This is a genomic window from Shewanella spartinae (assembly GCF_019457555.1).
GTDB classification, from domain to species: domain Bacteria; phylum Pseudomonadota; class Gammaproteobacteria; order Enterobacterales; family Shewanellaceae; genus Shewanella; species Shewanella loihica.
On the sequence record NZ_CP080418.1, the window covers coordinates 838913 to 863890 of the forward strand.

Here is a 24978-nt window from a genome sequence, read left to right on the forward strand (position 1 = left end):
GATATACATCTAACTTAGATCCCTAAAAAGAGAAATGCAAGTTTTTGCTAATGTAGATAAATTCGGCAGGCTCATCAGGGTTGGCCTGCCTTGTCCTGGCGCCGAATTAGCCAAAGATCTCCGGGTTGAGCAGCGGCGCCATCGCCAGCACGATCGCCTGGGTGTAGACGCTCTCGCGACTGGCCTTGCCCTGGGTAAAGAGGCCGATGGCGCCCCCCTTCTGCTTGATATTGACCGTGTTGAACAGCCTGTCCATTACATCGCCAAGTTCCTCGCCGGCCACCAGGGCATCATACACCGGGGCTGGCAGGGGCATCTGCGCGCTGCGACCTATGCTGAGCCCACCTCGATGGACGATAGCCATGTAGGCGTAGGTGGCCGCGCCGTGGTCGAACAGGTCGACGCCGCCCTCCATGGCGATATAGAGATTCGCCGTAAGGCGCTCATCGCTCTTGCCTTGCAGCTCGCAGTAGCGGGCGCGGTTGATGGCACCTTCGCGGGTCTCTGAGTCCGTCATCGGCTGGGCCGCGACTCCAGAGGGGGCGTGCATGCCCTGGCAGAGGATCTCGGCGTCTGGAAACAGCAGGGAGAGGGCGTTGCGGGCCGCGCCTATCTTGACCGGATTGGTCGAACCGACCGTGATACGAATGATGGCTTGTTGGCTAAGAGCGCTGGGCATGGGTATTCCAAAATTGAATGAATCGACAGGGGCCATTTTGCCATAAAGCGCCTCGGGATGCATGGGCGGGCAAGCACCAGGCGCGGCGTGATATTTAACCTAGTGGATGCGCGCAAATGGCATCTTACCGCGGCGAAACAGGGCTAAGCGGCAGAGCGGCCGCCATAGCGCCGGGTTAACAGATGTAAAAAAGGGTAACGCGCTTGTGATGTTCTGGTTCGCTTTGGTTAGCGTGAGATTGCCGTTATGAAAATTTACAACACAATAAGTTAGATTCGGCTCACAAAGCCGATTCATTCTGAAAATTCATTACAAAAAGAGGTGTCAGATCAATTTCTCGTGTCCTGCCTGCTATATGCTACGCCCGAATTTTAGTCGTGCTCGTCAGGCGGAAAAACGCTGCGGGGCGGGGCGTCGAAACACTCAGATGCTAGGGCATCGATAAGGTTATTTTATGCAAAACGAAGCGACAATCTCTGATGTAAACCTCGCGCAGCGCCAAGGTTGGACTCGCAGCGACACGACCTGGATGTTGAGCCTGTTCGGCACCGCCGTCGGCGCCGGTATCCTGTTTCTACCGATCAATGCCGGCATGGGCGGTTTCTGGCCCCTAGTGCTGATGGCCGTGATTATCGGCCCCATGACCTACCTGGCCCACAGAGGCCTGTCTCGCTTCGTCTGCTCCTCTCAGCGTCAGGGCAGCGACATCACCCACGTGGTCGAAGAGTATTTTGGTGTCGGCGCCGGTAAGGCGATCACCTTGCTCTACTTCTTCGCCATCTACCCCATAGTGCTCATCTATGGTGTGGGCATCACCAACACGGTCGACAGCTTCATCGTCAACCAGCTGGGCATGGCCTCGCCACCACGCTTCCTCCTGTCCGGCATCTTAGTGCTGGGCATGATGTCTGTGATGGTGTCTGGCGAGAAGTTTATGCTCAAGGTGACTCAGCTGTTGGTGTATCCGCTGGTGGGGATCCTGGCCTTTATGTCGCTGTACCTGATCCCAAGCTGGAAGATGGACGCCCTGATGGAAGTACCTGCCGCCGGTGAGTTTCTCGGTACCGTCTGGCTGACTATCCCTGTGCTGGTATTTGCCTTCAACCATTCGCCAGCCATCTCGCAGTTCTCGGTATCGCTGAAGAAGCAGTACGGTAGCAACGCTGCCAGAAAGGCCGATGTGATCCTGCGTAACACCAGCATGATGTTGGTGGGCTTCGTGATGCTGTTCGTCTTCTCCTGCGTACTGTCGCTGAGTCCAGCCCAGTTGGCCGAGGCCAAGGCGCAGAACCTGCCGATCCTCTCTTATCTGGCCAACGTACACGCCAGCGGCTTCGTCAGTTATTTCGGCCCCATCATCGCGGTGATCGCCATCGTCTCCTCTTTCTTCGGTCACTATCTAGGCGCTACCGAAGGCCTTAAGGGGATCATCACCAAGCAGCTGCGTAGCAGCAACAAGGAAGTGTCGGACGCCAAGATCGACAAGTTTATTCTCGGCTTCATGTTCCTGACCATCTGGGGCGTTGCCGTGATCAACCCGAGCATCCTGGGGATGATCGAGGCCCTGGGCGGCCCTATCATCGCCGCGATCCTCTACCTCATGCCTATGTATGCCGTCTACAAGGTGCCTGCGCTCAAGGCCTACCGTGGTCGCATCAGCAACATCTTCGTGATCCTGGCAGGCTTGCTGGCGATGACGGCCATACTGTTTGGCATGCTCTCTTAATCGACTCATGTTACGCCCGGCGACTCTCCGCCGGGCGAATCTAAGTGGAAGCATTTATGGTTAGCGCATTTGATATTTTTAAGATAGGTGTGGGTCCCTCCAGCTCACACACAGTCGGGCCGATGAAGGCCGCCAAAGGTTTTGTTGACGATCTGCGTCAACGTGGAGAACTGCTGAGCATCACCAGTGTTAAGGTGGATATCTATGGCTCCCTGTCGCTCACCGGCAAGGGCCACCATACAGATAGCGCCATCATCATGGGGCTGGCGGGCAACAGCCCTGAGACGGTAGATATCGACCTGACCCCTGAGTTTATCCGTCAGGTGGCCATGACCTCCTGTCTGCCACTGGGCACAGAAGGGCATGGGGTCGACTTTCCGCCCGAGGCGGTAGTGTTTCACCCCGAGGCCCTGGCGCTGCATGAAAACGGCATGACGTTGAGCGCCTATGTCGGTCAGCAGTGTGTCTATCACAAGACCTATTACTCCATCGGCGGCGGCTTCATCGTCGACGAGGAACATTTTGGCATGACCGCCGCCAACGAGGTGGTCTTGCCCTATCCCTTCGCCAATGCCGAGGAGCTGCTGGATCTATGTCAGGAGACAGGCATGAGCATCAGCGCCATCATGATGGCCAACGAGCGGGCGCTTCACAGTGAGGCCCACATTGCCGAGGGTTTCGAGGCGGTATGGCATACCATGAAAGAGGCGATCGAGCGCGGCTGTCACACCGAAGGCGTGTTGGCCGGGCCATTACGGGTGCCACGTCGGGCACCGGCGCTGTTCCGTCAGCTGGCTACCGGTGAGCGCCTGTCGGCGGATCCTATGATGATCGTCGACTGGGTCAACATGTTCGCCCTGGCGGTGAGCGAAGAGAATGCCGCCGGTGGCCGGGTGGTGACCTCGCCGACCAATGGCGCGGCGGGGATCATCCCGGCCGTGTTGGCTTATTTTGACAAGTTCATTCAACCCGTGGGGCCCAAGGAGTACAGCCGCTACTTCCTCGCCGCCGCGGCTATTGGTGGCCTGTATAAGCGCAACGCCTCTATCTCTGGCGCCGAAGTGGGCTGCCAGGGTGAAGTGGGGGTTGCCTGCTCCATGGCGGCCGCCGGGCTGGCTGAGCTGATGGGGGGCAATCCGGCTCAGGTCTGCATCGCCGCCGAGATCGGCATGGAGCACAACCTGGGACTGACCTGTGATCCTGTCGCCGGTCAGGTGCAGGTGCCCTGTATCGAGCGCAACGCCATCGCCTCGGTGAAGGCGATCAACTCGGCGCGCATGGCGCTGCGGCGCAACAGCGAGCCCAGAGTCAGCCTGGATAAGGTGATCGCGACCATGTATGAGACAGGCAAGGATATGCATGTGAAGTACCGCGAGACCAGCCAGGGCGGCCTGGCGATCAAGGTTACCAGCATCTGCGCCTAAGCTTTTGTCTGAGCAGTTAGCTTAAGCTATGCGCCGGAGCCATAAAAAAAACGCCCATCGGGGCGTTTTTTTATGTTTGGTTATCGGCTACTTTTCCTCATACATCAGGTAGTAGCTCTGCTTCATGCCGAGGGCCTCATAGGTCTTCTGCGCCTTATGATTCTCCTGCTCCACATAGAGTCTGAAGCTGGCGGCGCCGCCATTGTCCTCGGCTATCTGTTTCACCGCCTCATACAGCTTGCCATAGATCCCCTGGCGACGATTCTGCGGGCGGATATAGACGCTCTGGATCCAGTAGTAGTCCTTGGCGCGCCAGTCGCTCCATTCGAAAGTGACCATGAGGGAACCCAAGATTTCGCCTGCTTCCTCGGCGACCAGGTAGAAGCCGCGGGCGGGGTTTTCGAGTAGCGTCTGTACGCCTAGGGTGAGGGTCTGTTGATCTAGGCTGAGCCCCTCGGTTTCGTTGGCCATGGCCTGATTAAACTGCACCAGTGCGGTGAGATCCGATTGTTGGCCTTTTCTTATTTGCATTATCGCCTCCTTAAATTTGGCCATACTCTAGCACGCTTCATGGCCAAGCCAAGGCAGAATTTTTTCGATTGCTCCTTAGACTAAAGTCTAACTCTGCTATGCTTTGAAGAAGGGAGTGCTAAGTGTCTATGGGGTGAGGCGATGAGTGATTCTGACCAGAATGATCTTACTAAACTCAATCAAAATCAGCGTGATAGCCTGGCGCTTTGCCGGGAGCAGGAGACGGTAAATCATCTGCTGCACTTTCTGCTGACCCTGGTTACCCTAGGCCTCTGGGGCCTGGTCTGGTGGCACCTTATCCTAAAGTCCCAGGGCAAGGCGGAGCGGCTGTTTCATGGCTTCGACGACGCCTACTGGAGCCACCTCATCGAGCGCGAACAACCCCCTGCGGCCCTGCATACCTTCAGGGTCGATGCCAAACAGGAGTCTGCCTACTTCGAGGCCTGATGGGGCCTCTCTTGATATGAATCACAGCTTACTCCAGGTTTATCTGATATTATCCCCGTCCCATTTGCGTCTGCCGTCTGCTGCGTTGCTACTTGCTCCGTTGCGACAGGCTCCTCTGTCATAGGGCGGCAGGACGAAACCACTCTCGCGATTCAAGGTTATTAATGATGCGTCAACAAACCTCTTCTTGGCTGGGCCGTGCCTGGTCTGGCTGGATGTCTGTGCCCCTGTGGCTACAAATCCTTATCGGTATGCTGCTGGGTATCTGCGCCGGCCTGGGCCTGGGCGAACAGGCGGTGCTGCTCAAGCCAATCGGTACGCTTTTTGTCAACACCATCAAGATGTTGATTGTCCCCTTGGTGTTCTGCTCCCTAATTGTGGGGGTGACTTCGATGCAGGACACTGCCAAGATGGGCCGCATCGGTTTTAAATCTTTCGCCTTCTATCTGGGCACTACCTCAATCGCCATCACGCTCGGTCTGGCCGTGGGTCATATCATGCAACCCGGCGCCGGACTGGCGATGACCTCGGCAGAGAGTCACAACGCGGTGAAAGAGGTGCCTTCTATCATGGAGACACTGATCAACATAGTGCCAACCAATCCTATCGCGGCGCTGGCCAGCGGGCAGATCCTGCAGGTGATCGTCTTCGCGGTGGCCCTGGGTATTGCCCTGGTGTTGATCGGCGACCATGGTAAGCCGGCCATCAAGGTGTTCGAGAGCCTGGCCGAGGCCATGTATAAGCTGACCGACATGGTGATGAAGCTGGCGCCATATGGGGTATTTGGCTTGATGGCCTGGGTAGCCGGTGAATATGGCATGGATATGTTGATGCCGCTGATCAAGGTGATTCTGGCGGTTTATATCGGCTGCGCCCTGCATATCATAGGTTTCTACAGCCTGGTGCTGACCTTCGTGGCCAAGCTCAACCCCATGCAGTTCTTCAAGGGGATCAGCAATGCACTGGCGGTGGCCTATACCACCTCGAGCAGCGCCGGCACCTTGCCTGCCAGCATGAAGTGCGCCAGCGAATCCTTAGGGATCAACAAGAAGATCTCAAGCTTCGTGCTGCCCCTGGGTACCACCATCAACATGGATGGCACCGCCCTGTATCAGGGGGTTACGGCGCTGTTTGTTGCCCAGGCTTTTGGGATCGACCTCACCTGGGTCGACTATATCACCATCATTCTCACCGCGACCCTGGCCTCAATCGGTACCGCAGGGGTGCCGGGTGCGGGTCTGGTGATGCTGACCCTGGTATTGACCACGGTTGGCCTGCCGCTGGAAGGGGTGGCGATCATCGCGGGTATCGACCGTATTTTGGATATGGCGCGTACCGTAGTGAATGTGTCCGGAGATCTGGTGGCCACCACAGTGATCGCCAAGTCTGAAGATGAGCTGGATCTCGAGCACTACAACGCCGATGCCGAGCAGAGCCAGATACTGGCAGAGCGTCTCGATAGTTAGTGTTAAATAGCTAGTTTTAAACAGCCAAGCCGAGTTTGAGACACAAAAAAACCGCCAATCCGGCGGTTTTTTTTATGTCGGCAATAGTGCTTACTGCTTGCTGAGGATCAGCTGGGTTTCGCCATCGGCGTCGCTGAGCAGCAACTTGCCTTTGACCAGCTTGGCCTGGGTGACCTGAGACATGGCCTGCATGACATTACGCTCTTGCTGCATCAAGGCATCGACACAGGCCTTCATCGTGCTACCGGCGGGGGAGAGGGTTAGGGCCTGACCGTTAAGCTGATACTGGCCGAAGAACTGGTTACAACTGTTGTTGCCGCTCAATGCGCCATCTTCTGCAAACACCAGCTGGGCCGGGCTGTAGTCGATAACGGCCTTACCCTGGGCGGCCTCGATATGCCAGCTACCTAAAATATCCAGATCCTCGCCGCCTGTGAGGGATGCGCTTTGACAGGCAGATAAGCCGAGCAAGGTACCGGCGATAAACATTAACTTCTTAAACATGGGGAAACTTCCAATTCTGTGAGACAGATATTTTGACAAGCTTACGCCTAATTAAAAAGCCTTATTCGGGGTTTTTCCATGATATTTTGTTCATGGTAAGCTGTTTCCACTGTTGGCCCAGCTGCTTCGACGACAAACTAGGCTGACGACAAACTGTGCCGACGACAAACTGTGCCGACGACAAGCTTTGCTGAAAGGGGAAAGACGAAGCTATGATGACAGGATTAAAACTGGCCCACTGGTTGGGACTCGCCATGGTGCTCGCCGGCCTTGGGATCTATGGCCTAACCTCCTGGACCGAGCAGATCCAGGGGATACTCTTGGTTTCAAGCCTGATAGGCCTGGGGCTGGTGATGATGTCGCCTTTCCCCATAGTGCTCTTTTTTCAATGGGCAAAGGCGCAGGATCAGAGCCAAGACGCACCTGAGTGCGAGAGCCAGCGCAAAACTTAAGGCTAAACTCGCCCTAGGCCTTTACGCCGCCTTGCTGTTTCAGCTCTCGGTTGGCATGTAGATTCTGTCTCGCCGCCTCGACCATGGGCTCGATGGCAAGATGTGTGGTGGGGGTGAAGAAGCTCACGCCTATGGCTATCTCCGCCTTGATCTCCTCCTTGGCGATCTGCTTGAGCAATCGCTTGGTGAGGGATTCGAGATTAGCCTGACTGTCGACGAAGGCCAGTATGGCAAACAGGCCATCTTCGATGCGCGCCGAAACATCGGCGTCACGCATATTATGGTGTATCACCCGGGCTAACTGCCTTAGTCCCTGACTCTGTTCCATCACTCCCTTATAGGAGGTCATGTCCTGCAACAGGACGATACCCGCATGGGAGCCGAAGCGGCGACTCAGGCTCAGCTGCCTTGGCGCCATCAGGTTGAAGCCGTAGGGGTTGAGCATACAGGTGAGATCGTCCTGTACCGACATCATCTGAATCTGCTGCATCAAAAACAGGTGCTTGAGCTCCGCCTGGATCAGCGCCTTGGCGTTTTCCATCAGGGGCAGGAGTCGCTGAAAGTGTTTACTGCGCTGGCTGTCGCAGATCAGCATGACGCCGAAGGGTTGACCGTCTGACCAGTAGAGGGGCAGGGCCAGCAGGCTGTTAAAGCGTGCCAGGTGACTCTTGGGATCTTGGCTCTTGGTCAGATCCAGCAGGCCGTAGGCGGTGTGGCTCTTGAGGGCCTGGGTGAGGCTGGCATCATGAAACTGAGTGCCGGCATAGAGATTAAGATCTGTGTGCTGGCGACTACAGACCACCTGATACTCGCCGTCGATAAACTGCAGCACCAGACTGGCCTGGGCCTGATAGAATTCATTAAGTAGATCAACTTGTTGCTGCCAACGTGGCAGGGTAATGGCTGGGTGGTCGGCTTCCCTGAGCCAAAGGCTGGTATCGGCGCATTCTAATAGCATAGTAGTGCTCGCTTATTGTTATTATTAATTTGCATAACTCGCTAGTTGCTGTGGGGTCAGCCGAAAGACTGACGACACAAAGTGTTTACATCATACTCAAAAATCATATGTTGTGAGAATGTAAATTTTCAATTTTGCGAGCAAAATCTGTTTTTTCGTTTTCCTAACCGAATCTCTAACGCCTGTTTCTAATGCCAGTTTCTAGCGCTAGCCTCTAGCACTAGGCCTCAGTCTGAATTTCATCGTCCTTCTGCTGAGACTTGAGTTGCTGCTTGGCCTTCTCCAGCATGGGCGCCAACTTGGCCGAGGAGTCGGGGGCGAAGAAGGAGTGGCCCGAATCCAACTTGAGGCGATCATTTTGTTGTAGCAGCAGTTTCTCGACCCTGTGGCTGATGTGGTTGAGATCCCGCTCGGTATCCACAAACACCAGCACCACGAACTGGCTGTGGCTGTAGTGGGCGGCGATGTCGGCGGTGCGTATGGTGTCCTGAATGATGTTGCCCAGCAGGCGGATATGCTTGTCCTCGATCTCGTCAATCAGCGGCGGATTGGGGTAGAGCTCGAAGAAGAGGATGCCGGCATGGGCACCGAAGCGACGGCCCAGATTGAGCTGTCGCGGCGCCATCATGATGAAGCCATAGTGATTGAGCATGCCCGTGTCGCGATCCCGCATCGACAGCGACTCGATGCGCTGGCTCTGACACAGGAGTGCCAGGTCCTGTTGCAGTAAGATCTGGAAGGGCTCCAGCATGAAGGCGTTGGTGCTGGCGGTCTCCTTACTGGCGGGATTGATCACACACAGACAGCCGAACACTGTGCCGTCGGGCCAGAGGATCGGCCTGGATAGCATGCTGCTGGCGGTGGCGAGATCTTTGGGGAGTTCGGCGTTGGATTCCCGGCTCAGATCCAGGTTGACCCCTTCGGGCTGACTGTTGGACAGGCGGGTGAAGAGCTCGAATTTCTCGTTATATAGGGTGCCGGAAAGAAACCTGCGGGTATCGTTGATGGAGCTGACGATGATCTCAAAACCCAGGTCCGTCTGTTGGGCGACAAAGGCGACATCGGCTTCGAAATAGCGTTTCATCAGTTCGCACTGATGCATCCACCTGACTAAGTTGATTTGCGCGTTATCGTTTTCAAGTATACTCACACCCGTGTGAATGTTTTCCGGCAGCATGATCGGCTCTAACCTATTGGTGTTTCAGGTGTGTTAAGTGTGGTAGTCGATTAGCTATTTTGCAAATAACCCGAAGATTTAAGGGGATATTCTTGTTTCTTCACAGCATAGTGAGTCCGTCATGGTGATCCGTCTGGCAACCCGCGCCGACCTTGATGCCATCGCCGCCCTGGAAGCGAACCAGTGGGAGGCCGAGCTTGCCCCAGATCAGCGCGGCGGCATGATGACGGGCCAGAGTTTTAGTCGCCAGCAGCTAGATGAGCTGATCCAGCATCATTGGTTGTTGCTGGCCGACGTTGGCGGTGAGATTGCCGGCTACGTGCTCGCCGGTCGCTGGCCTTTCTTCGGTGACTGGCCCCTGTATCGTTATCTCTTGAAACGACTCGAGGCAGGCCGTTTCGAGATGGGTTGCTTCGAGACTGGCTCGGGTATAATCAATAAAGCCAACAGCTGTCAGTATGGTCCCATCTGGATAGCGCCGTCCCAGAGGGGGTCTGGCCTGTTTGCCGACATGGTGACCGAGCTCAAGAAAGAGGTGGCACCTCAATATTCCTACATGGTTACCTTTATCGCCGAAGAGAACGAACGTTCATTCGCCGCCCACACCCAGAAGGGGGGCATGCAGGTGCTGGACTTCTTCGAGTTCGATGGCCGCGGTTACTACCTGCTGGCGGTCGATACCGCAGGCGCTATCTAGGGGAGGGCGACCTTATGACGAGCAATAATACCGAGAGTGACATGAATGAGAGCAAGATGGCTGAGAGCAAGATGCAAGGCTTCCCACCGCGTCTCGCCGAGCTGCTTGAGCCCTATGCCGGCGTCAGCCTTAGCGCCCTGGATAACCTCAAGCTGCTCAAAGCCTTGGCGGACCAAGCGGCGCTTAGCTGCGAGTGTCTCGAGCTCAGCGGTGAGCCCCGCGCGCTTTACGTCGCCAAGTGGCATGAGCATTGGTTTGATTGCGGCTTTAGTAATGCCTATAGCGCCGAGATACGGCCTATGACGCCGCCATCAGAGACGCAGTTGGCGACGGCTAACAAGGTCGAGGTGCCACTGTTAAATGCGCAGCAGCTGAGTTTCATGTGCATGCAGTATGCCCACTTCGATCACTGCTAGCCGGGATTGAAGAAGGTGAAACAGAGAAGTGGAATGAAGATATCAAGGATGAGTCGTTTGTGATGGTGAGAACCTTTGCCCTGCTGGGCGTGTTATTCAGTGGTTTCCTGGTCTGGCTGATCGTCAGCGCCGATGCCGGGCGCACTAACCCCTTGTTTGAGCTGGCCCATGCGTTGCCCTATGGCGATAAGCTGGGGCATATGCTGCTGTTTGGTACATTGACCCTGTTTGCCAATGTTGGCAGCAACTTCAGGCGCGTCTCTTTCGGAAGGCTTTCTTTAGGGCGACTTTCTTTAGGGAGAATGAGTGTAAGGCCTTATCTGGGGGCTGTGGTGGTGGCGATTGTGGTGATCATCGAGGAGTGCAGTCAGCAGTATTTTCCCAGTCGCACCTTCGATGGCTATGACTTACTGGCCGATGGGGTCGGTATCTTGCTCTTTAGCCTAGTGAGCCTCTATCTTGAGAAGCGAATCTCTACTGGCAATGAGACCTCTAGTCGCAATTAATATATCTCATTGACCAAGATGCAAAAAAGCCGCCAAAGGGCGGCTTTTTGCTGACTGGCAAAACCAAGCTTATAGCTTAGCGTCTGCGCGCAGGGCTTCAGCCTTATCGGTGCGCTCCCAAGGGAACTCGTTACGACCGAAGTGACCGTAAGCCGCAGTTGCCTTGTAGATAGGACGCGCTAGGTCGAGCATTTCGGTCAGGCCGTAAGGGCGCAGATCGAAGTGTTGACGAACCAGGCCGATAAGCACTTCTTCAGAGACCTTGCCTGTGCCGAAGGTTTCGACGCTGATAGAGGTTGGCTCGGCCACACCAATAGCGTAAGAAACTTGGATTTCACAGCGATCCGCCAGACCGGCAGCCACTATGTTCTTCGCCACATAACGGGCCGCATAGGCCGCGCTGCGGTCAACTTTCGATGGGTCTTTACCCGAGAATGCGCCGCCGCCGTGACGAGCCATGCCGCCGTAGGTGTCGACGATGATCTTACGACCCGTCAGACCACAGTCACCCATAGGACCACCGATAACGAAACGGCCGGTTGGGTTGATGAAGAACTTGGTCTCTTTGTTCAACCACTGTGCCGGTAGCACAGGCTTGATGATGGTTTCCATCACGCCTTCGATCAGATCAGACTGGCTGACGCTGTCGCAGTGCTGGGTAGAGAGAACCACGGCGTCGATGCCGACGATCTTGTTGTCTTCGTAGGCGAAGGTCACCTGGCTCTTAGCATCTGGACGTAACCAAGGCAGGGTGTTGTCTTTGCGCACTTCTGACTGACGCTTCACCAATGCGTGAGCATAGGTGATAGGGGCTGGCATGAGGACGTCAGTTTCGTTGCTGGCGTAACCGAACATCAGGCCCTGGTCGCCGGCGCCTTGCTCTTTAGGATCGGCGCGATCGACACCCTGGTTGATGTCTGGAGACTGCTTACCAATGGCGTTGAGTACCGCACAAGAGTCGGCATCGAAGCCCATGTCTGAGTGGGTGTAGCCGATCTCGCGAACCGTCTTACGGGTTAGCTCTTCAATATCGACCCATGCAGAAGTGGTCACCTCACCACCTACCATCACCATGCCGGTTTTGACGTATGTTTCACACGCCACACGTGCCTTAGGATCTTGCTCTAAGATCGCGTCGAGTACCGCATCAGAAATTTGATCGGCGATTTTATCTGGATGACCTTCTGAGACCGACTCAGAGGTAAACAAGTGCTTTGCCATAATGGAAAAATCTCGTCTTTAAACAATTTGAATGTGTAGAAGTATCTACATCTAGACGGCCATTTTAGTGGAAATCAGATCGGATAACACCCTTTTCGATGAAAATTGTGGAGTAAAACCGGGTAAATATTCTAATGCTTCGGATGAGTTTAAATAAAAGTGCAACTTAAAATATTGTTAATGTTGGATTTTTATTGTCGTTATAAGGCCGCTATTTTTTATTGCCAAAGGATCGCTCAGGCCAGTTAGATGAAGATCGTGGTGAGTCGGGTCTGCCTGCTCAGTCTTGTGCTCGCAAATTTTGGTGAGGGCGACGGAGAAGTTAAAGCGGCGAGGTGAGGTTTTGCCTGGGGTCATCTTGAGTGTCACTGAGGTGCACTTTTTCGCGTCTAGATGGATTTAATCTAAGCTAAAGGGCGAATTTTATTTGCGTCCCATCCACGAGTAGGGGAAAATATGCCCCCATTGTTGCCCGCAAAATCGGCCCGCAAAATCCCCAACATTCAAATCAGCAGGAGAGAGCATGTCATCTCGTAAAGAACTCGCAAACGCTATCCGTGTGTTAAGTATGGATGCCGTTCAGAAAGCCAACTCTGGTCACCCAGGTGCGCCATTGGGAATGGCCGATATCGCCGAAGTGTTGTGGAATGATTTCCTGAAGCACAACCCGAACAACCCAGAGTGGGTCGACCGCGACCGTTTCATCCTTTCAAACGGCCACGGCTCTATGCTGATTTACTCTCTGCTTCACCTGACGGGTTATGCATTGCCGATGGATGAGCTGAAGAACTTCCGTCAGCTGCACTCTAAGACGCCGGGTCACCCTGAGTATGGTTACACCCCAGGTGTTGAAACCACTACAGGTCCACTGGGCGCGGGTATCAGCAACGCCGTAGGTATGGCGATTGCCGAGAAGACTCTGGCGGCGCAATTTAACCGTCCTGGCTATGACATTGTCGACCACTACACCTACTGCTTCCTGGGTGACGGCTGTCTGATGGAAGGTATCTCTCACGAGGCCTGTTCACTGGCGGGTACCCTAGGTCTTGGCAAGCTGATTGCCTTCTGGGATGACAACGGCATCTCTATCGACGGTCACGTCGAAGGCTGGTTCACCGACGATACCGCCAAGCGTTTCGAATCTTACGGCTGGCATGTGATTGCCGGTGTCGATGGCCACGACAGCGATGCTATCCGCAAAGCAATCGAAGAAGCCAAGTCAGTTACCGACAAACCAACCATGATCTGCTGCAAGACCATTATCGGTTTCGGTTCACCAAACAAGTCTGGCAGCCACGACTGTCACGGCGCGCCACTGGGCGATGCCGAAATTGCGGCGGCTCGTGAGTTCCTGGGTTGGGAGCACGGTCCATTTGAGATCCCTGCAGACGTTTACGCGGGTTGGGATGCTAAAGAAGTGGGCGCGGCCAACGAATCTAGCTGGAACGAGAAGCTTGCTGCCTATGAAGCCGCTTACCCAGAACTGGCTGCTGAATATAAGCGCCGCGTGATCACTGGCGAACTGCCAGCCGACTTCGAAGAGAAGGCACAGGCCTTCATCAAAGAGTGTCAAGAGAAGGGCGAGAACATCGCCAGCCGTAAGGCATCACAAAACGCTATCGCGGCCTTCGGCGCTATCTTGCCTGAACTGCTCGGCGGCTCGGCTGACCTGGCCGGTTCTAACCTGACCCTATGGTCTGGTTCTAAGGGCATCCAGGAAGATCCAGCCGGTAACTACATCTACTACGGTGTGCGTGAGTTCGGTATGAGCGGCATCATGAACGGTGTGTCGCTGCACGGTGGTTTCATCAACTACGGCGCGACCTTCATGATGTTCATGGAATACGCGCGTAACGCGGTACGTATGTCTGCGCTGATGGGCATTCAAAACATCTTCGTTTACACCCACGACTCTATCGGTCAGGGTGAAGATGGCCCGACTCACCAACCGGTTGAGCAGCTGGCTAACCTGCGCATGACACCAAACATGATGGTATGGCGTCCATGTGATGCGGCGGAAACTGCCGTAGCTTGGAAGATGGCTATCGAGCGTCGTCAGGCACCGACTTCGCTGGTATTCAGCCGTCAGGGTCTGCCTGCACAGCCACGCAGCGAAGAGCAACTGGCTAACATCGCCAAGGGTGCTTATGTGTTGCAAGATTGCGCCGGTACACCAGATCTAATCCTGATTGCAACCGGTAGTGAGGTGCAGCTGGCACTGGATTCGGCTAAGGCGCTGAGCGAGCAAGGCAAGGCGGTTCGCGTGGTCTCTATGCCATCTACCGACGTGTTCGACGCGCAAGACGCCGACTACAAAGAGTCTGTACTGCCTAAGTCAGTCACCAAGCGTGTGGCCATCGAAGCGGCTCATGTCGATTACTGGCACAAGTATGTCGGTTTCGACGGCGCCATCGTTGGCATGACTACCTTCGGTGAGTCTGCGCCAGGCGGCGCGCTGATGAAGCACTTCGGCTTCACCGTTGAGAATGTGGTTGCTAAGGCAAGCGCTATTCTCTAAGGCTTAGTGCCTGCAAAAGGGCATAGGGCAAGCAGTTGCTCTATGCCATGATGACTCGGCTTATCGATAACGATAGGCCGTTGTCGCATCAAGAAAGCCTATCTCAGGACGGTGTTAGGAGTAGAAGCACTTAATGATTAAAGTTGCTATTAATGGTTATGGCCGTATCGGTCGCTCGATTCTTCGTGCTCTCTATGAGTCAGGCAAGCGGGATCAGATTCAGATTGTCGCCATTAATGAACTCGCCAACCCCGAAGCCATGCTTCATCTGACCCAATACGATACCACCCATGGTCGTTTTCAGTCTCCCGCGTCACTCGACGCCAACGTGATGACCATAGGGGATGATCGTATCCAATTGCTCCATGAGGCCGATGCCGAGAAGCTCCCCTGGCAATCCCTGGATATCGATATCGTGTTCGAGGCCACGGGTGCCCTCATCGACCGCCAGGCCTGTGAGGCCCATATCAGGGCGGGCGCCAAACAGGTGCTGATCAGCCATCCCTCATCCGGCGATGTGGACGCCACTATCGTCTACGGCGTGAATCATCAAGATCTCAAGGCCGAACATAAGGTGGTCTCTAACGCCTCCTGCACCACCAACTGCCTAGTGCCCATTATCCAGGTGCTGGACCGCGCCTTTAAGGTGCGCAGCGGCGCCATCACCACCATCCACTCGGCGATGAACGATCAGCAGGTGATCGATGCCTATCATGACGACCTAAGACGCACCCGCGCGGCGGGGCAGTCGATCATTCCAGTAGATACCAAGCTGGCCAGAGGGATCGAGCGGATCTTGCCCGAGATGAAGGATAAGTTCGAGGCGATATCTGTGCGCGTGCCGACAATTAATGTGACTGCAATTGACTTATCGGTCACCTTAGATAAACGTGTCGATATCGATACAGTGAACCAGGTATTATCTCAGGCGGCAAATGGCTCATACCAAGGGGTTGTGGGCTATACTAATGCGCCATTGGTATCGTGCGATTTTAACCATGATCCCAGATCCAGTATCGTCGATGGCACCCAGACCCGGGTGAGCGACGGCCATCTGGTGAAGTTGCTGTTGTGGTGTGACAACGAGTGGGGCTTTGCCAACCGTATGTTGGACACCAGTTTAGAGATGATAAAGGCCGTTAGAGCCTGATTTTAAAGATTTTAAACCTATGGCCGGTGAAGCGTCCCTGCGGTAGGTAGCCCAGTTTTGCTTTAACTTTTATTTTTAACTTTAAACTTAAGGAAACGTGAAATGGCGATTATCAATATGTCAGCGTTAGATCTTCAGGGCAAGCGCGTGCTTATCCGTGAAGACCTCAATGTCCCGGTCAGCAATGGCGTGGTCACCAGCGATGCGCGTCTGCGTGCCTCTCTGCCAACCATCAAGCTGGCGCTGGAGAAAGGCGCGGCCGTGATGGTGATGTCTCACCTGGGTCGTCCGACCGAAGGCGAGTACAACAGCGAGTTCTCTATGCAGCCGGTTGTTGATTACCTGGACAAGGCGCTGGATTGCCCGGTACGTCTGGCTAAAGACTACCTTGACGGCGTAGAAGCCAATGTCAGTGAAGTCGTGGTGTTCGAGAACGTGCGCTTCAACGTCGGCGAGAAGAAGAACGACGAGGCGCTGGCCAAGAAACTGGCTGCCCTGTGTGACGTGTATGTGATGGACGCCTTCGGCACTGCACACCGCGCCCAGGCATCGACTCACGGTGTTGGCCTGTACGCCCCTGTGGCCTGCGCCGGTCCACTGCTTGCCGATGAGCTGGAAGCTTTAGGTAAGGCGATGGACAACCCGGCGCGTCCGCTGGTAGCCATCGTAGGCGGCTCTAAGGTGTCGACCAAGCTGACCGTGCTCGAGAGCCTCTCTGGCATTGTCGATCAGCTCGTCGTAGGTGGCGGTATCGCCAACACCTTCATCGCCGCAGCCGGTCATAACGTGGGTAAGTCGCTTTATGAAGCGGACCTAATCGATGAAGCCAAGCGTCTGGTGGCCAATGCCCAGAGCCGTGGCGGTGACATCCCAGTACCGACCGACGTCGTCGTGGCGAGTGAGTTCAGCCCAACGGCGAGCGCGACCCTCAAGGCGGTCGATCAGGTGGCGGATGAAGATATGATCTTCGACATCGGCCCTGACAGCGCCGAGGCGCTGGCCGAGATCCTCAAGAACGCCGGCACCATCGTCTGGAACGGCCCGGTAGGCGTGTTCGAGTTCGACCAGTTCGGTGAAGGCACCAAGCGTATCGCTCAGGCGATCGCCGACTCTTCTGCCTTCTCTATCGCGGGCGGTGGTGACACCCTGGCGGCGGTCGACAAGTACGATATCGCCGATAAGGTCTCTTACATCTCTACCGGTGGTGGCGCCTTCCTGGAATTCCTGGAAGGTAAGGAACTGCCTGCTGTGGCTATGCTGGAAAGCCGCGGCGAATAAGCAAAAAAATAATTAGTATTATAAGAAACCGCCGATAGTCGGGTCGCAAGGAGTTCGCGCCCCGGTTGTCGGTATCAAAATCTGTCCAAACGATAGTGACCTCGGTGGCTAAACGGGCATAGCCCGATTACCACCCTATTATTGGAGTTAAAAATGGCCTTAATTTCCCTACGTCAACTGCTAGACCATGCCGCAGAGCACGGATACGGCGTTCCCGCGTTCAACGTTAACAACCTGGAGCAGATGCGCGCCATCATGCAGGCGGCAGAAGCCACAGACAGCCCAGTTATCGTTCAGGCGTCAGCCGGTGCGCGTAAGTATGCTCGTCCTCAGTTCCTGAAGTATCTGATGGCGGCGGCGCTCGAGCAGTACCCAGATATCCCTGTGTGTATCCACCAAGATCACGGTACTCACCCTGACGTGTGCCAGCGTTCTATCCAGCTGGGTATGTCTTCAGTCATGATGGACGGCTCGCTGATGTCAGACGGTAAGACACCGGCTTCATACGAGTACAACGTCGACGTGACCCGCAAGACGGTTGCCTTCGCCCACGCCTGTGGTGTGTCGGTAGAGGGTGAGATCGGCTGTCTGGGTAGCCTGGAAACTGGCCAAGCCGGTGAAGAAGATGGTGTTGGCGCCGAAGGTATCCTGAGCGAAGATCAGCTGCTGACCACGCCGGAAGAAGCGGCGCGTTTCGTGGCCGACACTCACGTGGATGCCCTGGCCATCGCTATCGGTACCAGCCATGGTGCCTACAAGTTTAGCCGTAAGCCTACCGGCGACGTGCTGCGTATCGACCGTATCAAAGAGATCCACGCACGTATCCCTAACACCCACCTGGTCATGCACGGTTCTTCTTCTGTGCCGCAAGAGTGGCTGGAAGTGATCAATCAGTATGGCGGCGCCATCCCTGAAACCTATGGTGTGCCACTGGAAGAGATCGTCGAAGGTATCAAGCATGGTGTGCGTAAGGTTAACATCGACACCGACCTGCGTCTGGCCTCTACCGGTGCGGTACGTAAGTTCCTGGCGGAGAACCCAAGCGAGTTCGACCCACGTAAATTCCTGAAAGCCTCTATGGAAGCGATGGCAGACATCTGTACCGTTCGCTACGAAGCCTTCGGTGCGGCGGGCATGGGTTCTAAGATCAAGCCTAAGTCACTGCAGGCCATGTATAAGGCATACCAGTCTGGCGAGTTAGATCCACAGGTGAACTAATTCGGTCTGACGACCCAATATGAAAAAGGCCCGCCAATTTGGTGGGCTTTTTTTATGGTAAAAACGCCACAAAGAGTAAGGACTAACTCTCGCCCTTAGCTGAGCTGTTAGTTCAAAATGCTGGAAAGGCAAGCGTAATTTTCATTTCTGTGCGCCGGATGATACTATTGCGCCAATTTTTAAGGGACTTAGATAAATAGGTAAACAGATAATGAAAAAATTGCTGACGGCTACGGCCATCCTGATGGCGGCCCCTTTTGCAGCGCACGCGGGCGCCGATTTCGTTAAGGGTGACAGAACCTTTGCCGCCGACGCCGAACTGGGTGCGACGGTGACTACGGGTAACACAGAGACGACCTCTCTCAAGGGCCGTCTGGACATGAAGCACGAGCTGGGTAACTGGGAAAACCAATACCTGCTAGAAGCCCTCTACAAAGAGGACAGCGGCGAAGAGACGGGTAAGCGCTACTACGGCCTGGTACAGGGCAACTACAAGTTCAGCGACGTGAATTACATGTTTGCTAATGCCAACCACGAGATAGATCCCTTTACCGGTTTCGATTCTAAGTCAACGATTTCTGCCGGTTATGGTCACAAGTTTGTCGATACCGAGAAGACGACCTTTGCCGTCGAAGTGGGTCCGGGTTTCCAGTACAAGCGTCTGGACGATGAGAGCGCCGCCGAAGCGGGTTACGACACCGAAGAGAGCTGGGTGGCTCACGGCGTGATGAACTTCGAAACCGAGATCACCGACAACTCTAAGTTCAAGCAGCTGTTTGTGGCCGATTATGGCGAGAGCCTGGAAGGTCGCTCTGAAACCTCTATCACGGCCAATATCGTTGGCGCCCTAGCGATGAAGTTTGCCGTCATCGTGCGTTACAACAGCGAGCCGCTGGATAACAAGAAGAGCACAGATACCGAAACCAACATGACGCTATTGTACTCTTTCTAATAGGGTTTTTATTGGACTTAAGAGACGCCTTTTTGGGCGTCTTTTTTTTGTCTGAAATCTGGCTGAAATTAAGCCTAAACGGGCTTAAATCTGTATCAGGGTGTATCATAATTATTCAGATAATTTAATGGGTTATGTGCTGATTGTCACGAAAGTTGGCCGGGTAAAATGTCACACTAACAACTAGACGCTAGCCTTAACAGGCATCGCGATATTTGTGTAATTCCCCCTTAAGTGTGAGACCCGGATGCAGATAGGTTGCTGTTGGTTTGAGCCGTCCCAGTCGACGCTGTCGAATCAGGACAATGACACCAGCTGGCTTATGCCAGGTGCGGAGTTTGCCGTGCTTAAACTATTGACCGAGCACCGGGGTCAGGTGATGTCCAATGCCGACCTGTTGGCCTGCCTACCCGAGGATGACGCCAACATGGCGCGTCTGGTGCAGGCGGTGGACCGCATCCGTTTCTTTCTCGGCAGTCCGTCGGGCAAGCTGCTAGAGTCGGTGGACGATCAGGGTTATATACTGCACAGCAAACTCTCGCCTCACCGCGAGCTGCTGGGCAACGGGCCTATCCGCCGCATGACCAAGCAGCAATACATACTGCTGATCTCTCAGCTGCTGCTTCTGTTTCTGCTCATCTATTCAGTGTTTGAGCCCTTCAACTATCTGCCCTCGTTAGCCGAGATCATCGGCGAGCAATAACCTCTTCTTCTATCTATGGCCGTGTCCCGCTTGCTGGGCAGGTTTAGCTTTAGGCTTTATTTAGCTGACAGCGCTCTGCTGTTGCCGAAAGATTGGCAGGAGCGGACATAAAAAAAGGGCCACACGCTAGGTGATGGCCCTCAAAGTGGTGCAGTGGGTTAAGTGGAGGGGAGCAGAACCAGTTCGTTGGTCGCCTTGGCACCCTTGATCTCGATACCTACCTTGTATTCCTTCACCGAACCAGGCGCCGTGTTGGCATCCCAGTTAAGATCCGTGGCATCGAAGCTGTATTGACCCTTGTCTGTCTCTTGCAGCACGCCCTGGCAATCGCCGGCGGCGCTATCACATGAGTAGCTCTGGGTCACGTGCCAGTGCTTCCACGCCTTGGCGTTACGTGAGGTGGTGGAGCTGTCAGGGAAACCGAAGTAGACGATACGGTAATCCGTGGCATTGGTGATGGCCAGGCCGGCGTCATCCTTCAGGGCAAAGTTGAGTGTGCCCGTCTCGCCGTCAAACTCGGCCAGGGTCAGGTTGATGGCCAATGCCTCACCGGCATCTATGGTGTCGGCAACCGGTGGCGGAGTGATCTCGCCGCCGTCGTTGTCATCATTGTCGTCACTACCGCAGCCGCCGCAGATAAGCGCCGTTGCCAGTAGGGCTGTTAATAACTTCTCATTCATGACCTGCTCCTTTAGTTAAAGTGGCCGGTATGGCAAGTCGTACATTCCATGTCAGACTTCACGCTGGCGGCGCTGCCCATGGTGCTCTCTACGCCGTGACAGCTTTGGCAAGCTTGTGCCTCGCTCGAAGGCTTTGATTCAGGCAGGGCAGAGATATCTTCGCCTTTGTAGGCACGGTTAAGCAGCTCGACCACATGGTAGGCCACAGAGGCCGACAGACGCTTACAACGCTCACCCTTCTGGCTGAAGGTAAAGCCTGAGGCCTTAGACCAGTTACTGATAGAGGAGTGACACAGTATGCTGTTGGCAACAGATGACTTACCCACAAGTGCCGTCTTCTCGGCGGTAGAACCGATACCGGCCACGAACTCGTCGCTGGAGAAAGGCAGCTCGGTCACTTCGTAGTAGCGGAAAGAGGCGCCGATCACCGCGGCGTTCTGGCCATTGATGTCGTCGAGAATGTTTACCAGCATACCTGTGGCGTTGTTGTTACCACACACAGTGCCCTGACCCACGATACCCGCCCAGCCATAGCCGGCCAGTGCGGTAGGAATCGTTGCAAACTTGGCGGCGTCGGCGCTTTCAGAGTTGGCCAACATGGTGACTAGCGCGTGAAACACCTGGTGCATACAGCCACCGCCTGTCTCATAAGCGAGCTTGGCCGTTGCCATAGGATCCAGGGGGACATACTTGAGTTTCTCACCCAGTTCCAGTTTGTAGTTACCTTGATCGTCGGTGGCGGCGAAGGCCGATGTGCCTATTAGGGTTGCGCCCGCCGCGGCGGTGCTGATGCCGATGATTTGGCTAAGTGCTTGGCGTCTATTGATGGTCATGACAATGTCCTCACTTGGATAGATGTTATTTTTGTTGTTGGCGTGGTTAAAGGGATACGCCGGTTTGAACTTGAGGCCAGTGTGGTCTGGGTAGATTGCAAATAGTGTGACCTGGGCTGGATGAAGCTTGGAGCTGGGCGCGCATCTGCCTGCGCCGATTTTTTCGGCGCCTTGTATCGATTTAATTAATCGATACCCTAATGAGTCATCGCTGAAGGGGGTTGCAGTGTGAGTCGTGTCACTCTATTTGTAGCATTCATGTTAATTCACGAGGTTTCAGCCAGGGATAAATATTGGGGCTTAGTGGATGAAGAAGGGGGCTGGGATCACAGAGCGCTTAACTCCCTAGCTATTGTAAGGGTATTTTCTAGATGACTTTCGAGGAGATAGAGGGGATCACAGATTTTTTTGCTGGGTTTGCATAAGCTTATGCACAGCGAAATGAAAGAGTAACCAAGATGCAACTGGGTGATTGCCGATTCGACAGACATGCAGGCGTGCTCACCAATGAGTTAACGGGTGAAGAGTGGCATCTACCGCGCGCCGAGCTGCAGGTGTTGCTGCTCCTGCTGGCCAATAGCGACAAGGTAGTGGCTAAGCGCGTCTTAGGGGCGGGGGATGACGAGCATCCGCCATTAAGCGATTCGTCGGTGGCGCGGGCGGTATTTATGCTGCGCTCCTTCCTCGGTCCGCTGCATGAACACATGATAGAAACCGTCAAGGGAAAGGGCTATCGCCTGCGCCTGGAAAGCGGCGTCCCCTCGTCTGCGCATCATACCGATAACGCCTCGGCAAACGGCGAACTCCATGGCCTGGGCGAGCGCATAGAGGCTGTGCTGGCCTGGCTGTTTGGCAAGCGTCATCGCTGGATCAAGCTCTGGATTGGGCTTATCGTCCTGCTGCTGGGGGCGCTGGTCTCCTTGCAGCTCTTCTCCTCGGTCAATTTCGAGGCGCAACATACCGAGCCCTATCTGCGCCATGGCATCACCTTAGAGTCGGGGCAGAAGGTGATGTTTATCAGCTACGCCAAGTCCAAGACCAACAACACCTCGCTGCTGCGCCTGTCGGAGAAGATGTCCCAGGCGTTCGAGCGCTGCGAGTCCTCGCCCTGGAAAGAGGTCTATATGTCGCTCTCCCACGATAAGCAGGTGTTTAACATCACCATGCGCGGCGAGCGGATGGGGCAATCTCTGGTGCGCAACCTTAAGTTAACCGATTACAGGCAGCAGAAGGTGTTTATCTCCGAGGCCTGGTTTAAAGAGGTATCTTTGTGTGAATAGAAAGGTGCTGTGGGCGATCAACATTATCGTGCTGGGGCTGCTGGCGATTAGCATCACCATCAGCTATCGCTACCTCAATCCCAGCGAAACCCTGATGCTTAGCTGTAGCTCTGAGCTGTTCGACCGCCGCGACGACGCCCAGGCGGAGGGGCGTCACTATCTCCTGGTGGATATCATGGCCAAGAAGCAGCAGGCGCAGATCAACTACCGCTACTTCAATCTCGACGGCACCTCGGCGGGGATCATACGCATGCAGGGCAAGTACCTCGAATTCGATGAGGCCAACGGCCGCTATAACTTCTCGGTTGAGACCAAGGAGGAGAGCGGCGCCGAGTCGACCGAGGCGATGCCAAGACACATGCAGTACCTCTCCTATATCAGCTCCTTTAACCTGGACAGCAAGGGGATGCACAATCTCTCTATCGAGCCGCTGGAATTAGATCCCCACAGGGACTATGCCGTGGTATTGTTCCAGCCGAGTAACACCGTCTGCGGCTGCCGTATAGTGCAATAGCCGCACTTGGGCTATACTCAGGGTGTGCATTTCTAAATTACTGAAATAATTCTATTATTCTGAGGTTTTGTGTCTAAGGTTAATATCAAGCAGGAAGAGTCTCTGTCGATCAAGTTTACCCATCAGATGAAGGTGGGCGACCATAGACGGCTCGACCTCTATTTCTTTCTGCCCAAAGAGATGGGGATCAATCCCCAGAGCCTCGACGAAGAAGAATATTATCACGCGGCCATCGCCGGCCGGCGCTCCTATTACTCCTCCGGACTGCACCTGCCGCTGGTGCAGGGCCGTTTCATCAGTCAGAAGAAGCGTACCGTCGAGGAGTTCAGGCTCTACCTCAACCTGTTTGCCTACCAGTTTGCCGTGGCCATCGAGACCGACAGCAAGGAGCTGGCGCAGGTGGAGGATGTGGAGCAGTTCTACGCCTCCCTCAAAGATCTCAGCGAAATCGTCACCCAGCTGCTGAAGAAGTTTCGCCGTAACGAGCCCAGCGATCCTAAGTGGAAGCACTACTTCGAGAACGCCGACAACTACCTCTCCTGGTTCTGTGAGCAGCGCCTGCTGAAACTCATGTCCCACGCGCCCCGCAGCAGCGACTATAGCGAGGTGGTGGAGGAGGTGATCAACCTGTGCCGCAGCGAGAACAGCTACCGCGACAGCAAGAACTACAACTCCTCCCAGACCCAGAGTGACCCGAACCGCATCTCCAACAAGATGTTACTGCTGCGCCGCTTGATCCAGCAAGGGGTTGTGTTAAAAGAGGAGCAGAAGCGTCTCGGCGTGGGCCTGAAGAAGATGACCACGGGCATCGCCACCGCCTTCGTCATGCTGGTGGTTTCGTCGCTCATTATCAAGGCCCAGGGGATCTTCAGCGGCCTCACCATGGCCCTGGTGTTCACCCTGGCGGTGATCTATGGCTTTCGCGAGATCTTCAAGGAAGATATTCGCAACGCCCTGTGGCGGGTGATCCAGAAGGGCCGTCCCCGCTGGAGCCGCATCCTGCGCGATACTACTAGCCAGGCGATGATCGCCAAGCAGCATGTATGGATCGATTTCGTTAAGTCTAAGGATCTCCCCGAGGAGATAGACGAGATATTGAAGCGCCGTCACAGCCAGAACAAGCTGGACGCCGACATACTTCACTATGGCATCAACTCGCGTATCGCCAGCAAAGACTTCCTCGCCGGCTACTCCACCATACAGGAGCAGGTGAACTTCAGCCTGGCCCCCTTCGCCCGTTACCTGGAGCGCGGCAAGGCCAAGATCTACAAGGAGGCGGACGGCAAGATCAGCAGCGACTCGGTAGAGCGCCGCTACCAGATCAACCTGGTGCTCTCCCTACAAGAGGGCCGCAAGCCGCCCCAGTTTGCCCGCTACAAGATCACCATGAATCGCTCCACCATAGTGGATATCAGTCAGAGTGAGATGCCGGATGGCATCGAGGCCATCGGGTTTGAACATGATGAGGAAGGCGCAAGTCCAAGCGCCTAGATTTGGGCTGGGGCCTAGTCTGGCTGATTTTGATTTGAATTTCGCTATTCGTAGCGTTAACCATCTTTGTTTTGAATTGCCTGCGGCAGGTGCAGTGCATGGATGCACCAATGTCGCAATCACATGGATGTGAATGAGCGACCTTATGTGCAGATAC

At 54.9% G+C, this 24978-nt stretch carries 25 protein-coding genes; 17 read left to right on the plus strand and 8 right to left on the minus strand.

The genetic code is table 11. From position 1 onward, the window contains the following. Positions 1–106 precede the first annotated feature (106 nt). On the minus strand, positions 107–679 hold the full coding sequence (yjjX, locus tag K0I31_RS03760) for an inosine/xanthosine triphosphatase (RefSeq protein WP_220079958.1): 573 nt from the start codon (positions 677–679) through the stop codon (positions 107–109). Positions 680–1133: 454 nt separating this feature from the next. Here yjjX and K0I31_RS03765 point away from each other — a divergent pair, with 454 nt between their 5' ends. Further along, positions 1134–2405 (plus strand): serine/threonine transporter, encoded by a 1272-nt coding sequence (locus tag K0I31_RS03765; RefSeq protein ID WP_220073150.1) that lies wholly within the window; start codon positions 1134–1136, stop codon positions 2403–2405. Between the two features lie 56 nt (positions 2406–2461). Further along, positions 2462–3829, plus strand: coding sequence for an L-serine ammonia-lyase (locus K0I31_RS03770; RefSeq protein ID WP_011864546.1), 1368 nt, complete (start codon positions 2462–2464; stop codon positions 3827–3829). A gap of 87 nt (positions 3830–3916) precedes the next feature. Here the strand turns inward: K0I31_RS03770 and K0I31_RS03775 are convergent, their stop codons facing one another. Further along, positions 3917–4360: a GNAT family N-acetyltransferase gene (locus K0I31_RS03775; protein ID WP_220044314.1), complete on the minus strand. Its 444-nt coding sequence runs from the start codon at positions 4358–4360 to the stop codon at positions 3917–3919. A gap of 141 nt (positions 4361–4501) precedes the next feature. On the opposite strand from K0I31_RS03775, the gene K0I31_RS03780 reads away from it, so the two are divergent. Then, positions 4502–4807, plus strand: a complete 306-nt coding sequence (locus K0I31_RS03780; protein WP_220079959.1) for a DUF4234 domain-containing protein — start codon at positions 4502–4504, stop codon at positions 4805–4807. Between the two features lie 167 nt (positions 4808–4974). Beyond that, on the plus strand, positions 4975–6273 hold the full coding sequence (locus K0I31_RS03785) for a dicarboxylate/amino acid:cation symporter (protein ID WP_041406394.1): 1299 nt from the start codon (positions 4975–4977) through the stop codon (positions 6271–6273). Between the two features lie 90 nt (positions 6274–6363). On the opposite strand, the gene K0I31_RS03790 is transcribed toward K0I31_RS03785, so the two are convergent. Further along, a complete protein-coding gene (locus K0I31_RS03790) occupies positions 6364–6777 on the minus strand; it encodes an META domain-containing protein (RefSeq protein WP_220079960.1) in 414 nt (137 codons plus the stop codon). 212 nt (positions 6778–6989) lie between these two features. Between K0I31_RS03790 and K0I31_RS03795 the strand changes: the two genes are divergently transcribed. Further along, the gene (locus K0I31_RS03795) at positions 6990–7229 is read left to right on the plus strand and encodes a hypothetical protein (protein WP_220079961.1); all 240 of its coding nucleotides are present in this window, start codon (positions 6990–6992) and stop codon (positions 7227–7229) included. A gap of 13 nt (positions 7230–7242) precedes the next feature. On the opposite strand, the gene K0I31_RS03800 is transcribed toward K0I31_RS03795, so the two are convergent. Together K0I31_RS03800 and K0I31_RS03805 are read right to left on the minus strand one after the other, a co-directional pair. Then, on the minus strand, positions 7243–8187 hold the full coding sequence (locus K0I31_RS03800) for a GGDEF domain-containing protein (protein WP_220079962.1): 945 nt from the start codon (positions 8185–8187) through the stop codon (positions 7243–7245). 220 nt (positions 8188–8407) lie between these two features. Further along, a complete protein-coding gene (locus tag K0I31_RS03805; RefSeq protein ID WP_220079963.1) occupies positions 8408–9364 on the minus strand; it encodes a nucleotidyl cyclase domain-containing protein in 957 nt (318 codons plus the stop codon). A gap of 121 nt (positions 9365–9485) precedes the next feature. On the opposite strand from K0I31_RS03805, the gene K0I31_RS03810 reads away from it, so the two are divergent. The 3 genes from K0I31_RS03810 (at position 9486) to K0I31_RS03820 (ending at position 10983) form a co-directional block, all read left to right on the plus strand. Beyond that, complete coding sequence (locus K0I31_RS03810) at positions 9486–10061, plus strand: GNAT family N-acetyltransferase (protein WP_220079964.1); 576 nt, start codon at positions 9486–9488, stop codon at positions 10059–10061. Between the two features lie 14 nt (positions 10062–10075). Then, positions 10076–10477, plus strand: a complete 402-nt coding sequence (locus K0I31_RS03815) for a hypothetical protein (protein ID WP_220079965.1) — start codon at positions 10076–10078, stop codon at positions 10475–10477. A gap of 62 nt (positions 10478–10539) precedes the next feature. Next, positions 10540–10983 (plus strand): VanZ family protein, encoded by a 444-nt coding sequence (locus K0I31_RS03820; RefSeq protein ID WP_220080771.1) that lies wholly within the window; start codon positions 10540–10542, stop codon positions 10981–10983. Between the two features lie 69 nt (positions 10984–11052). Here the strand turns inward: K0I31_RS03820 and metK are convergent, their stop codons facing one another. Next, positions 11053–12204, minus strand: coding sequence for a methionine adenosyltransferase (gene metK, locus K0I31_RS03825; protein ID WP_011864557.1), 1152 nt, complete (start codon positions 12202–12204; stop codon positions 11053–11055). A 523-nt stretch (positions 12205–12727) separates the two neighbouring features. Between metK and tkt the strand changes: the two genes are divergently transcribed. From tkt to K0I31_RS03855, 6 genes are all read left to right on the plus strand, one after another. Further along, positions 12728–14722, plus strand: a complete 1995-nt coding sequence (tkt, locus tag K0I31_RS03830) for a transketolase (RefSeq protein WP_220079966.1) — start codon at positions 12728–12730, stop codon at positions 14720–14722. A 133-nt stretch (positions 14723–14855) separates the two neighbouring features. Then, complete coding sequence (gene epd, locus K0I31_RS03835; RefSeq protein ID WP_144199445.1) at positions 14856–15872, plus strand: erythrose-4-phosphate dehydrogenase; 1017 nt, start codon at positions 14856–14858, stop codon at positions 15870–15872. Positions 15873–15974: 102 nt separating this feature from the next. Next, positions 15975–17150 carry a phosphoglycerate kinase gene (locus K0I31_RS03840; protein WP_220079967.1) on the plus strand — a complete coding sequence of 392 codons (1176 nt, stop codon included), beginning with the start codon at positions 15975–15977 and terminating at the stop codon, positions 17148–17150. A gap of 153 nt (positions 17151–17303) precedes the next feature. Beyond that, positions 17304–18368 carry a class II fructose-bisphosphate aldolase gene (fba, locus tag K0I31_RS03845; protein ID WP_220073162.1) on the plus strand — a complete coding sequence of 355 codons (1065 nt, stop codon included), beginning with the start codon at positions 17304–17306 and terminating at the stop codon, positions 18366–18368. A 211-nt stretch (positions 18369–18579) separates the two neighbouring features. Continuing rightward, positions 18580–19320, plus strand: coding sequence for a DUF481 domain-containing protein (locus K0I31_RS03850; protein WP_011864562.1), 741 nt, complete (start codon positions 18580–18582; stop codon positions 19318–19320). A gap of 247 nt (positions 19321–19567) precedes the next feature. Next, on the plus strand, positions 19568–20023 hold the full coding sequence (locus tag K0I31_RS03855) for a winged helix-turn-helix domain-containing protein (RefSeq protein ID WP_011864563.1): 456 nt from the start codon (positions 19568–19570) through the stop codon (positions 20021–20023). A 158-nt stretch (positions 20024–20181) separates the two neighbouring features. On the opposite strand, the gene K0I31_RS03860 is transcribed toward K0I31_RS03855, so the two are convergent. Further along, positions 20182–20703, minus strand: a complete 522-nt coding sequence (locus K0I31_RS03860; RefSeq protein WP_220079968.1) for a hypothetical protein — start codon at positions 20701–20703, stop codon at positions 20182–20184. A gap of 11 nt (positions 20704–20714) precedes the next feature. Further along, complete coding sequence (locus K0I31_RS03865; RefSeq protein WP_220073164.1) at positions 20715–21536, minus strand: cytochrome c3 family protein; 822 nt, start codon at positions 21534–21536, stop codon at positions 20715–20717. Between the two features lie 458 nt (positions 21537–21994). On the opposite strand from K0I31_RS03865, the gene K0I31_RS03870 reads away from it, so the two are divergent. The 3 genes from K0I31_RS03870 (at position 21995) to K0I31_RS03880 (ending at position 24821) form a co-directional block, all read left to right on the plus strand. Beyond that, on the plus strand, positions 21995–22816 hold the full coding sequence (locus K0I31_RS03870; RefSeq protein ID WP_220079969.1) for a winged helix-turn-helix domain-containing protein: 822 nt from the start codon (positions 21995–21997) through the stop codon (positions 22814–22816). Continuing rightward, positions 22809–23330, plus strand: coding sequence for a hypothetical protein (locus tag K0I31_RS03875; protein WP_144199433.1), 522 nt, complete (start codon positions 22809–22811; stop codon positions 23328–23330). The genes K0I31_RS03870 and K0I31_RS03875 overlap by 8 nt, the downstream gene beginning before the upstream one ends. A gap of 69 nt (positions 23331–23399) precedes the next feature. Next, positions 23400–24821, plus strand: a complete 1422-nt coding sequence (locus tag K0I31_RS03880) for a hypothetical protein (RefSeq protein WP_220079970.1) — start codon at positions 23400–23402, stop codon at positions 24819–24821. Positions 24822–24978 lie beyond the last annotated feature (157 nt).